The organism is Vibrio sp. TAP-3B (assembly GCF_057784735.1).
Genome location: NZ_CM173495.1, coordinates 2,680,573 through 2,692,040 on the forward strand (window position 1 = coordinate 2,680,573; position 11,468 = coordinate 2,692,040).

Consider the following 11,468-nt stretch of genomic DNA (forward strand, 5'->3'; position numbering starts at 1 on the left):
ATGGAAATAACATTAGAAATATTATTCTGGACATTGGTTGGTTGCTCATCTTTGATAGTCATCCTTCAAAGCGTTTCGATAAGTAAAAAAAACGAACTCCACAGAAGTCTAACTGATGAGAGTAACAAGCTGACACAAGCTTTTGAAAACAATGACTCATTGATTAAAGCATTATTTGACGCTCAAGATCTAAATTTGAAAGCGACCACGCAACGACTCTCAGACTCTATCGATGCCTCTCACAAGGCCACCGATGAGCTCAGTCGCACCGTCACACAACAAGGGTTAGACATCTTATCTAAGCAGGAATTAAACTCTCAAGCAATGTCGACATACAATGAGCAAGTTTACAACCTAGTTACCACATCAACGTCTTCTCTTGAAAAAGATATTGTGGAAATAGGAGAAACGCAACGCGTTACGATGACGAAAGCTTTCGATTTAATGAAGCAACAGCAAGACGCCACCGAGCAGTTCATTGCTGAGGGTATAAAGGCGATTAAAAGTGATTTACATACGTTAAGTAGTTTCATCGATAATAAACATGCCGATACTCTTAATGTTGAACTGCACTAGAGACTTTTTCTTTAACTGCACTACATTTACTTGCCGCCCAACGATAAGCGCTCTTAAAAAAACTCATCATTACTCCTTGTCAATCATTGCATAGCCTTCTGAGACCATATCATTCATTGCAGAAACCCAACGTTGAATCTTCTTAGACTCGTACTCTTCGATAGAAAGCTGGTTGGACAATTCGGTCATAAAGTCACTTTCTTCCTTACTAACGTCACCATCAGCCAATAGGATCCCATAAAGCTCAAGAAGGACAATTCGTTTACTTTTATTTTTACTTTTTGAGAGAACTTTGATCACTGATTGAATATTGTCTTGCTTTTTCAGCTCGTATTCCGTTAAACCACATTCCTGCACAAAAGACTGGTAAACCTCTTGTTCTTCCGTTTTTTGTTCTCCGTCTAGCCCCATTGAAAATTTTGCTAACTCAAGGAAGTTCTTTTTTTCGCCGATGTTTAGTTCTGATAAATACATTATTGCTCCCTCTCTCAGTAAGCGACTTCTACTTGGCTTATTTCATTACCCGATTGATCAAAAGTTTTTTCTATGCGTCCAGTTACTTCACCAGCATCATTGTAGTTGTATTCAAATACAATATTCCCTTTGTCATCAAACTCTCGACCAATGAGAGGCTTACCCTCTTCATTAAATAACATTTGATACTTCAACCGTTCATTGGCATAAGTATCACTTCTTCTTTTGATGTTGTTGTCGTAGTTGATATAGGTGACTTGTCCAGAATGTTTGTCTTCAATTTGCGTGACTTTGCAGTCACCTAGCTTCTTAACAAAGTCTTCAGTGTCAATTTCTAATTCCTGATGTTTAGCCAATTCATTGGTTAAACTGACAAGATTGTCTACACATAGCTTTTGGATTTGAGTGGTTAATTGCTCTAACATTGCCACGTTTGACTGTCTATGTGAGAACTCTGAGCGTTCATTGAGTTTTTTCAAGTTCAATAGGAACTCACTAAACTTATTATGAGAAAAACTTAATAATTTTTGGATTTGATCAAACTCTTCTCTTTGCTTATCTGTCAGAGTCGCAATTGTTTTCATGTGATTATTTTCGACACTGGAAAGGGCATTAAGAGTATCGGCTGTGATCACCAAGGGATTCTGTCGTACTTTAATTACCAAGCGACTTTGTCATTACAATAACTACCGAGGGAAAATGTCGGGACTGATTTAGCGTACTTTTTAAAGTAATCAAATGAGCTTTAAAGGGTGCTAAGGATGTTCTATATGGATTCAAAATCACAGTTTACTGTCGATATCATTAGCAAAGTCATTGATGGCAAAATTACTATCAATAGTGCCACGCAATTACTGCAAAAATCACGAAGAACCGTTGAACGTTACTTGAGTCGCTATCGCAAGGAAGGCATTCGGTTCGTGGTTTATGGTAACACTGGTCGTGCTCCCATCAATAAGATCCCTGAGTCACTCAAGAAAGAGGTTCAAGCCCTCATTCAAACCAAGTACTACGACTTTAACCTTCAACACCTCTCTGAACTTCTGAGCAAAAATGAAGGGCTGTCGATTAAGCGTGAAACGTTGCGTTCTTGGGCTCATGACATTCACCATGTGAAGCGTTCTAAACGCCGTAGAAGTCGAGTAAGAAAGTATCGAGAGCGTATGCCGTTGCCTGGGCTTATGTTGCAAATGGATGGCAGTCCTCATCGCTGGTTCGGTGATGAAAAGTCTTGCTTGATTGCCATCATTGATGATGCGACCAGTGATATTCATGCGCAGTTCTTCCCGTCAGAGACTACCGAAGGCTGCATGAAAGTAATGAGAGCCTATATCGAAAAGCGAGGCATATTCAAAACTCTCTACGTGGATCGAGCAGGTATCTTTGGTGGGCCGAAACGCAGCAACTTCTCGCAAATGCAGCGAGCTTGTGATGAACTCGGTATCGAAATTATCTTCGCCAACTCACCTCAAGGTAAGGGGCGGATAGAGCGCTCCTTCGATACCTTCCAAGATAGACTGGTGCCAGAACTTCGATTGCACAGCATCACCGATATGGAAAATGCGAATCGGTATTTACAAGAAGAGTTCATACCAAACTACTGGGTAGAAAACGTCATGGTTAAACCTACAAGCTTGTGCTCGGCCTTTAAGTGTGTACCTGATGATTTAGATCTGAATACTGTCTGTGTGCAGAAAGAGTATCGCAAGATACGCCGAGACCATACGTTTAGCTTTGACAATAAAATGTATGTCATCGACTCGCCCGTTCGTTATTCGATCGTTAACCAGCAAGTGGAAATCCGTTGTCAGTTCGATGGTACATTCTCTGCCTATTTTGGTCATCGTCGGCTCGACATCACAGAACTCGTTGAGCCTCGCAAATGCAGTGAATATGGCAAAGAGGTTCAACGAAAAATAGAAGCACTAGAGCTTGTTGAACAGTTAGGAAGTATAACTAAAGCCGCTCGTATCCTTGGCTGCTCCCGTCAATCCCTCTACACCTATCAGAAAATAATGGCAGAGGAAGGGCCGATGGGGTTAAAACGGATCAATAAGCCTCTCAAACGCAGTAAGAACCGCATACCAGAGCATGCAGAAGATAAGATTATCGAGCTGACATTGCAGAACCCTCACCTCACATTGATGCAACTGATGGTGTCATTAAAAGAGCACAATATCACTGTGAGTATCGGTACGATTAAAAATATCTGGAAGGAAGAAAAACTCAACACCAGAGAGCTTAGGATTAAAAGATCACAGTCCCTGAACATCGAGGTGTAAGGTGAAAAGTATTAATCCTGACTAAAATGTAAGAGCATGACAGAATCGATTGGTACTTATCCCGTCATGTTCCCTCAGTAATGACACTAGTGCAGTTCAACATATTAAGAAGAAGTCTGCCAAAGTTTGGAATGCTTTTACAGGCAAACACTATGCAGATGAAGCTGAAGCCATATATGCAGAAACGAAAAAACGTTACGACGATGCTAAGCTGGTCTACGAAGTCGCCGTTGCCGGTATATCAGCAAGTATCGAGGAAAAAATCAGTCAAATAAACGCGCAAAAATACGATATATATAACGTCCACTTCGAGCGTTTTATTAGCATTTCACGGCGCTTACATAACGTCACAGTAAAAGGTCAGCCTTTCGAAGAGCTTTTTGATAATGATATTTTAGAATCTCAAAATCAACGTGGTCTTAGGGCTAAAGCGGCTATCATGGAAATCGACTTCAACAAAATGGGGATGCTCGATACGCTCGGGATGGTACTGACACTTGGTATCTTCACCCGCAAGAAAGCCAAAGCCTCATTGGCCAATGCCAAACAAGAGCGTGAACGTATTAACGAAGATATTGCAAAGCTAGAAGCACAACAAAAACAGTTAAGCATCATCAATGACTCTATTGATAATGTGATCGTTTATTTCGACAAGCTGATCAAAAGCTACAGTGATCTCCTTGAGCGTTTTGAGTATGGAATACAGAGCCAACGTTTACATCAAATGAGCAATAGCTCAGATGTGTTTGCGCATAAACTCGACTTTAGACTTTTGCCTATTGTCCACTTAGAAGAGTTCCGAGCGTTGTTTAGTCTTTCTATAGTATTGAAGCAAATGGCGAATCTCGGTTACCTATCCGACACTGGTAAGCTGATAGAGAATGATAGCCAGAAAGCGAAAAACATATACGAATTCACTCAAGCACAGTCTTTGTGTGCATAAAGGTCCCGTATGAATCAGAACAAAGACTATGAAATAACCTCGTTTTCGAGTGAAGATATCATTAAAAAGCTTCAGGGTTGCTCACCATTACAGGCGAGCAAGATCTTGTTAGATGTAGAGCTTCACGACCAAAAAGATAGTTTAAAAGTCTTAGAAGATATTGAAAAAGAAATAAATCAAAGTCAATCTGGTATTGGTGACGCTCTTATTCAACCAATTATTTTAAGCGTATGTGATGGTTTTGTAAGAAGTTCCAAGCTGGACTTATCAAAAAATGGATTAACGGCAACGAGACTAGTTAATGAGATACAGCATTTCCGCTATGATGAGGCACCTGAACGGGTCGATGATGCAAGACTGGAGAAGGCGCGCTTAAATTCGCACAGTGATAATCAAAGTGCGCAAAGAGGAAAGTACGATCGAAAGACGCTCGAAGATAAGGGAAGAATGACAGCGAGGAAAGACTCTTACTTAAATAGATACATGGAAGGAAAAACGCGAGTATATAGTGAGTTAGAAGTCAATCCTAATGGAGTAAGGAAGGCATTACGCAAACGGAGCAGTGATTACAATAAAAGTCGTAAAAATAACGGGATAAATACTGCTCCTAGCGAGATGAATGTTGACCATCAAGTGCCTTTAAAGCACGCTTTTGACGCATATGGTTCTAGTCGAGGACTTACTAACGACGACTTGAAAGACGCGTTAAATCAAGACGACAACTACAAAGTCATTTCTGGCACCTTAAACACATCTAAAGGAGACATGTCTTGGTCAGATTATACAGACTGGGTTAATCAGGAAAAACAAAGAATTGAGCAAAAAAAAGGCGAAGGGAAAAAACTCTCGCAAAATGAAAAAGATTGGATTAAACATGCCCCGAGCGATGAAACTTTAAATAAGTCACTTAAAGCTGATAAAGTCGCCACTCAATCAATAGAAAAAAAGCTAAATGATTCAGTAGTAAAGAACTTAAAGAAAGACAGCACTCTTTCAATGAAATTGGGTGAGGAATCTTATAAACAGACAAAAAATGAATTGGAACAAAAAGGTATGGTGAACTGATCATTTTAATAATTAAACCAATTTTCTTTGAGTTGACGGACAGTTTAAAAAATGGTGTATTAAGTGGTTTTGAGACGAATTCAAAGCTTGAAGCAATACAAGCAAGGTTTCATCGAGCTTATAAATATGTAATTAACAATATTAAAAGTATTGGCTTTCATGTTCTAAAAGACGCATTGAAAAATTTCATAAAATACTTCATAAATGCTGTAGTTGAGCTATTTGTTGGTATGTTAAAAAGCGCGCTAAAAATTCTCACTGAAGGATTTTCGGCAATTATTCAATCGATAAAAATACTCATGAGCGATAGCACTCAGGCCCAAAAGGCAGATGCGATTACAAAATTGCTTGCCACTACAATAGTAACCTATTTAAGCTTTGCCTTTGAAACAAGCCTAGGCTCTTACATTGCCAATATCCCTATTATTGGTGAACATCTAAAAGAAGCAACGAGTATCATGATCTCAGGAATTGGCTCAGCTATAGTGGTCTGGATGATAGACCAGGCAGATATATTTTCTACTAAAGCGGACTTGAGGCAAAAAAGAGTCAAAGAAGTTTTTGAATTGCGGATCCGACAAATCAAAGAAAATACTGACGCTTTTGAAAACGCTTCTATTGAGAGACTGGCGAAAGAGAGACTACAATTCCGTCAGCTTAATGAAAAGCTAAATGATGCAGTTAAAAACAACCGAAATGTAAATAAAGAAGTAGAAAGTATTGCTGACTTTATGCATATTGATTTGAAAATAAAGTCTAGTGATGATTTTATGGCATTACTTGAAAATCACAGTACCTTAGAGATTATTTGACTTTTTATGATTTGGAGCTCTTTTAAAAAGTGCTCCATCAATCGAATCTTATATTTTATCTCATAAAGTAATTTTTTTATTTCTAGATTCTCTTGTCTTAACTGAAGTACTTCTTTCTTCAAGTCATCATTATTATCACTCACCAGCTCATCAACAAAAACTGCGTTTGCAAGAGATACCGCAATAAATCCGCCACAAACTAAAACAATAATAGTAAAAGCATTTACTAATGCATGTAAGCCTGGCTTGTTGATCTTGTCTATCGAGTCAGGCAGCTCTCCCCAGTTTTCAATGGTAAATATTTCAAATACTGTGTTTAGGGACGAGAAGGGGGGGCTGAAGTATTCTGGTACGGAGTTAGAAAAAAGAATAAAACCAATTAAAGAAAAAAAGCACAACATAGTAAATAATAATGCAAGTACTGCTTTAGAACTTTTTATCGCCCGAATCAACCCCCTTAGGATTTGAGAACCATTTGGGATGACTCTGAATATTCGAATAACAGAAATTAATCTAAAAATTCTAAGGTAAATGACGCTATCGACATCTGAAAAGGGGATAGAAAGGATACTGATAAGAAGTAAAAGCAGATCAAATTGGCATGCTTTATCTCGAATGTAAGTCCCCCATGATAAGACACCGACTTTGACAAGGAACTCAACGGAGAAGTAACCGAGCACAAGTAAGTCTATGTATTGAAAGAGCATCACATTATCTATCAGGTTTTGGACAAATAAAATGATCAATGAACTTATAATGACGAAAGCAGATAAGCGCTCAAGACTTTCTGGGTATATATCCTTTACCTTTGTATGCATGGTTAACGTTCTTTGTTGTTTGTAATCGGTCACAAAACTGATCTAAGGTGTCGAGTGCATATAATGCAATAAAATAATCATTACTCTTACAAGTACGGTCTATCTTATGACAACACGACGCTAGATGCCTACCTCTTAGATATGAGCTATGTATGTCACGGTGTTTTTCAAAGTATTACTGGGCGTTATCTATCTTTGGCTTTGTAGAGAATACCCAGTCCATGGTTCAGAATAATATCAGAATTCATTGAAATATGCGCTTAATCTTGATGCGACACATAACGACGCATTGTCGAGTAAATTTAAATCGTCGACACTGAGAGGTTAAAGCATGAAAAATAACACGTTGTTTATACATATCGAAGGTCAAGTAACGCTTCCTGCTCCAGGGGGCAACATAATATCCTGCCAAAAATCAATATTACTCAATAAAATCTATGAATTAGAAGCAGAGAAAAGTGTATTAATACAAAATATCGCAAACTTGAACACCCGATTGAATCATGATTATTTAACCGGATTGAAAAGCAGAGAGGCAGCGATAGAAACCATTGCAAACTGGTTAAAAAATCAAGAGATAAGCACCATTGGTATTGTATATATGGACATCGATAACCTTAAAAAAATCAATGATCTTGCTGGACATGCTGCTGGAGACCAAGCATTAAATTACATGGGTAAAACATTAAAGCAATGTCGACAGCCAGAATGTTGTGTTGCTCGTCTGAGTGGCGATGAATTTATTGCAATCTTACCAAATACCTCTGAAGAAGATCTCAAGAGATGGAGCTTAAATGTTGAAAAAAACCTACGCTTACATGGTCCAATCAATATTAATGATCACAAGATATCAGTGTCAGTTTCTATGGGGCGTTATCTGTACGACAAATCATACAGCGTTCAGGTTATGTCTCCCAAACAATTGATAGAAAAAGCGGACCTTTCTATGTATAAATCCAAAAATAATAAAATCAATCATCTGTAATGGAGATAAATAAGTGGAAAGATATCGGAGCAAATATTTTATGTTGGCTCGTCTTCAATGGTATAAATTGAAAAAGCCCCTGATGCCTCTAGTAAGAGTAAGAGGGGCTTACATTTATATATCGTAAACGTTGTACATTATTACTTCGAGTGGACAAGCTCTTTTAATACGACGTTAGTAGTGTTTATTACCATTCGTAACGTAAACTAGTGGTGATAACAGAGCCTTTTTTACCCAACACGCTCGCGCCAGTTGATGTGATTACTGATTTTCCGCCCTTGTTATCTGTGTAATTCAAGAAAATAGAAGAGCGATTTGTTAGACGATATTGCACTTCTGTTTGAATAGCATCTTCAATAACATCATCTGTGCTTGTTGATTCATCAAGTTCTAGATAACGATAACCTGCACGTACAGCCCACTTACCAAAGTCATACGCCGCTCGAAGGTCGTAACCTGTGGTGTCGGCATTGTTACCACTGTTTGATAGTCCCAAAGATTCTTGGCTGTAAGAAGCTCCAAGGTAAAGACCATCTAAGAAGTATTGCGTACCTAAGCCCCATGTTTGGTAATCTTCAACGTCGGCACTTTTATCGTCAGCTTTGGTGTATTGGAACATGGCAGCAGGTTTAAGGACACCAGCATTACCCATATCCAGTGTATAACGTGCGGCTGCGTTATACCCCATATCGACATTGCTATTGGTGATCATAGCGGCGGAAAGAGCTAGGTCGCCAATTTCGTTACGGTATTGGAAGGTACCGTTTTGACGGAAAATAAGCGCTGCACTTGAGTCAACTTCACCAGCATGATAACCCGCAACTGGGTCGCCACCGGTGGAGAAGATATCACCTATGTCAGAGAACATAGTGACTCCTGACACGACCCGGCCAGTCTCAATACGACCTTTCTCTTCCATATCGATACCTGCCCAAACGTAGCGTGCTTTCCAGTCAACACTATCGTTTTCATCATTTTGAACTAATTGATACTGCATTTGACCAATAAGTGAATAATCATCGTTGATTATTTGGCGGCCATTAAAGCCCACACGTGCGCTTACTGAGCCATTTAATTTACTGTCGTCATCTGCAGCTGGGTTGCTGTCTTTATCATAATATTTAAAATCACCTTGTACACGGCCGTACATATTCAATACGGAGCCGTCGTCTGCTTGATAAATTTGTGCAGCATTGGTTGTAAAGGGAAGTAGTACCACAGGTGCTAAAGCTAAAATTATCTTTTTCATTATTATTACCAGTTTGTAGGTTGTAGGGTATATCCATACGTCTTTATGCAAACAATCCTTATTTGCATTTTTTGATATCAAAACCCCCACCTTTATTTCAAAGTGTTTGGTAGAGGCTAAGATTTGGTTAGCGTGTAAGCGAGGTTAAAGCCTATAGAAACATAGGTTTAAGGCTCATCGCTAAGTCGGATTAGATCAATGTGGACTTTAATGACCACTTTTTTTATTGGAATGGGGGATTCGATAAAACAACCAGGTTTGTGCGGTTCTCCGGGGAAAAACACTACGAACATATTTGGTTGAAGAGTAACGTGGTTGACATTTTCCATGTTGCTTACTAAGAAGAAATCATTTGCTTTATCGTACTCTGTCGAGAGTCGATTGCTTGATGACTCAACACAATATTGAATTGTTTCCTCACCGCTGATTAAGCATTGTATATCCACATAGTCTTTATGAACTTCAGCTTGTTTTTTTTCTGCAGATCCAGTATCGAAAGCCATGACATTGGCATACATCATGTTCCCTTCGATATCGTGTCTTCCGGTGGGTAACGCTTTTAAGTCAGTACATTTAAGAAATGATAACGCCTGTAAAATTGCTTTTGGTAGATATTGGTTAACTTGCTCATGCTGAATATGACCATAAATCATAGCTGGAACTCCAAATAATTTTAAGATTGGGCACTGATGTGTCAGCACCCAATTAGTATTACGCTTTAGAAATTAAACCGACGGTCAGTAAGTATTTGGTGCTATTGTCGATTGAACTTTTGAATAGTGGTGCTGTTAGAGTGCCGACAATAACGACCACAAGCGTCCCAATCACACCGTAGAAGAAGAAATTCAAGTCGGTTAAATAACGCGCTGCTAGAACAACAGCGATACTGGTAATGACGCCAAGTAGTGCACTGGTTGCGTTTGCACGTCGAATAAATATACCTAGCATAAACAGACCCGTCATTGGACCACCCATTAATCCAAGTAAGCTATTGAAGGCATCCCATATTTCGCTTTCGTTGGAAAGGATTAGGTAAGTTGAAGCAACGACACCAAGAACACCCGCAATAACCGTCAATAAACGCCCAATTTTAAGTTTTTGCTCTGATGATGGGTTATCGCTTAATTTCTCGTAGATATCTGAAGTGAAACAAGCAGCAATACTATTTAAGCTGCTTGAAATACTTGATTGAGAAGCGGCGAAGATAGCCGCAATAATTAAACCAGCAATACCTGCAGGCATTTGAGAAATCACGTAAAATGGTAAGATACCACCAGTATTAAAATCATCAGAAAGAGCGAGAGGGTTTTGGCTGTAGTAAGCGTATAGACCAGCACCTACTGCAAAGAAAAATACAGGCACAAAAGCGACCAACTTAGCATTTGTAATTAGTGCTTTCTTTGTTTCTTCGATGTTATCAGTAACAATGTAACGCTGAACGACGTCTTGGCTCGCGGTGAACTGCTGTAGTGCGGTGAAGAAAAAGCCAATCATTAACACTGGAATTGTACTTTCAGTCCAGCTCCAACGGAACTGTTCAGCCGGAAAGTATTTGTTTTCTCGTGCTGACATACTAAAAATCTCACCAATTCCACCGTCGACATTAAAACAGATGACAATAAAGATAAGGATGGCAGCGCCAGAGAGCATGACTCCTTGTATAACATCCGTCCAAATTACTCCTTCGATACCGCCTAGGAAGGTATATATAATGCAAAGAACACCGATTAAAAATACAATCGTAAGTGGACTCATATCGATAAAGGGCATAAGTGCTAGGGCCGTTAAATAAGTAACGATTGCGATTCGACCGATATGAAAAAGCATGAAAGAGATACTACCAAATAAACGCATTTTCACATCAAAACGTCGCTCTAAATATTCATAGACCGAGGTTAGATTTAGCCTTCTAAAAAAAGGTATGTAGAACCAGAATACGATAGGTAAAATAGCAATTGCTATATATTGGCCGATTAAAAATGTCCAGTCATCGGTGTAAGCTTTGGCTGGAATAGACATAAATGTAATTGAGCTCAATGTGGTTGCGAAAACGCTGAAACCGGCTGCCCATCCAGGGATGCGACCGTCAGCTTTAAAATAATCATCCGCTGATTTTTGGCGTTTAGCAAAGTAAACACCAACTCCCATAATCGCAACTAGGTAACCTATTAAGGCAATATAATTAAGCGTACCAAACGAACTTGCTTCCATAGGGTGTAGACCTTTCTGTAGGATTAAATTATGTTTATTGAAGGCATTGTTAT

Annotated in this window: 12 protein-coding genes; 6 read left to right on the forward strand and 6 right to left on the reverse strand. The window is 39.0% G+C overall.

From position 1 onward, the window contains the following. Positions 1-576 (forward strand): hypothetical protein, encoded by a 576-nt coding sequence (locus AC3D28_RS12665; protein WP_488534957.1) that lies wholly within the window; start codon positions 1-3, stop codon positions 574-576. 69 nt (positions 577-645) lie between these two features. On the opposite strand, the gene AC3D28_RS12670 is transcribed toward AC3D28_RS12665, so the two are convergent. Together AC3D28_RS12670 and AC3D28_RS12675 are read right to left on the reverse strand one after the other, a co-directional pair. Beyond that, entirely contained in the window at positions 646-1,050 is a 405-nt protein-coding gene (locus AC3D28_RS12670; protein WP_098416710.1) for a TerB family tellurite resistance protein, read from the reverse strand. A gap of 14 nt (positions 1,051-1,064) precedes the next feature. Beyond that, positions 1,065-1,685 (reverse strand): hypothetical protein, encoded by a 621-nt coding sequence (locus tag AC3D28_RS12675; RefSeq protein WP_488534958.1) that lies wholly within the window; start codon positions 1,683-1,685, stop codon positions 1,065-1,067. A gap of 126 nt (positions 1,686-1,811) precedes the next feature. Between AC3D28_RS12675 and AC3D28_RS12680 the strand changes: the two genes are divergently transcribed. From AC3D28_RS12680 to AC3D28_RS12695, 4 genes are read left to right on the forward strand one after another with little or no spacing between them, the layout of a single operon-like run. Beyond that, the gene (locus AC3D28_RS12680; protein ID WP_488534959.1) at positions 1,812-3,332 is read left to right on the forward strand and encodes an ISNCY family transposase; all 1,521 of its coding nucleotides are present in this window, start codon (positions 1,812-1,814) and stop codon (positions 3,330-3,332) included. Between the two features lie 49 nt (positions 3,333-3,381). Beyond that, a complete protein-coding gene (locus AC3D28_RS12685) occupies positions 3,382-4,275 on the forward strand; it encodes a DNA repair protein (protein WP_488534960.1) in 894 nt (297 codons plus the stop codon). Between the two features lie 9 nt (positions 4,276-4,284). Then, on the forward strand, positions 4,285-5,340 hold the full coding sequence (locus AC3D28_RS12690; protein ID WP_488534961.1) for a hypothetical protein: 1,056 nt from the start codon (positions 4,285-4,287) through the stop codon (positions 5,338-5,340). A gap of 32 nt (positions 5,341-5,372) precedes the next feature. Continuing rightward, complete coding sequence (locus AC3D28_RS12695; RefSeq protein ID WP_488534962.1) at positions 5,373-6,152, forward strand: hypothetical protein; 780 nt, start codon at positions 5,373-5,375, stop codon at positions 6,150-6,152. Here AC3D28_RS12695 and AC3D28_RS12700 read toward each other — a convergent pair. Continuing rightward, a complete protein-coding gene (locus tag AC3D28_RS12700; RefSeq protein ID WP_488534963.1) occupies positions 6,128-6,970 on the reverse strand; it encodes an ion transporter in 843 nt (280 codons plus the stop codon). The two genes, AC3D28_RS12695 and AC3D28_RS12700, sit on opposite strands and share 25 nt — an antisense overlap. A gap of 331 nt (positions 6,971-7,301) precedes the next feature. Between AC3D28_RS12700 and AC3D28_RS12705 the strand changes: the two genes are divergently transcribed. After that, positions 7,302-7,955, forward strand: a complete 654-nt coding sequence (locus AC3D28_RS12705) for a GGDEF domain-containing protein (protein WP_488534964.1) — start codon at positions 7,302-7,304, stop codon at positions 7,953-7,955. A 187-nt stretch (positions 7,956-8,142) separates the two neighbouring features. Here AC3D28_RS12705 and AC3D28_RS12710 read toward each other — a convergent pair whose 3' ends face one another. From AC3D28_RS12710 to AC3D28_RS12720, 3 genes are all read right to left on the reverse strand, one after another. Beyond that, complete coding sequence (locus AC3D28_RS12710) at positions 8,143-9,204, reverse strand: porin (protein ID WP_488534965.1); 1,062 nt, start codon at positions 9,202-9,204, stop codon at positions 8,143-8,145. Positions 9,205-9,371: 167 nt separating this feature from the next. Further along, positions 9,372-9,857 (reverse strand): N-acetylneuraminate anomerase, encoded by a 486-nt coding sequence (nanQ, locus tag AC3D28_RS12715; protein WP_488534966.1) that lies wholly within the window; start codon positions 9,855-9,857, stop codon positions 9,372-9,374. A 58-nt stretch (positions 9,858-9,915) separates the two neighbouring features. Further along, entirely contained in the window at positions 9,916-11,415 is a 1,500-nt protein-coding gene (locus tag AC3D28_RS12720) for a sodium:solute symporter family protein (protein ID WP_488534967.1), read from the reverse strand. Positions 11,416-11,468 lie beyond the last annotated feature (53 nt).

Coding starts and splice junctions, on each gene's coding strand:
- AC3D28_RS12705 (WP_488534964.1), top strand. CDS start 7,302: ATGAAAAATAACACGTTGTTTATACATATCGAAGGTCAAGTAACGCTT.
- AC3D28_RS12720 (WP_488534967.1), bottom strand. CDS start 11,415: ATGGAAGCAAGTTCGTTTGGTACGCTTAATTATATTGCCTTAATAGGT.
- AC3D28_RS12665 (WP_488534957.1), top strand. CDS start 1: ATGGAAATAACATTAGAAATATTATTCTGGACATTGGTTGGTTGCTCA.
- AC3D28_RS12700 (WP_488534963.1), bottom strand. CDS start 6,970: ATGCATACAAAGGTAAAGGATATATACCCAGAAAGTCTTGAGCGCTTA.
- nanQ (WP_488534966.1), bottom strand. CDS start 9,857: ATGATTTATGGTCATATTCAGCATGAGCAAGTTAACCAATATCTACCA.
- AC3D28_RS12680 (WP_488534959.1), top strand. CDS start 1,812: ATGTTCTATATGGATTCAAAATCACAGTTTACTGTCGATATCATTAGC.
- AC3D28_RS12710 (WP_488534965.1), bottom strand. CDS start 9,204: ATGAAAAAGATAATTTTAGCTTTAGCACCTGTGGTACTACTTCCCTTT.
- AC3D28_RS12690 (WP_488534961.1), top strand. CDS start 4,285: ATGAATCAGAACAAAGACTATGAAATAACCTCGTTTTCGAGTGAAGAT.
- AC3D28_RS12670 (WP_098416710.1), bottom strand. CDS start 1,050: ATGTATTTATCAGAACTAAACATCGGCGAAAAAAAGAACTTCCTTGAG.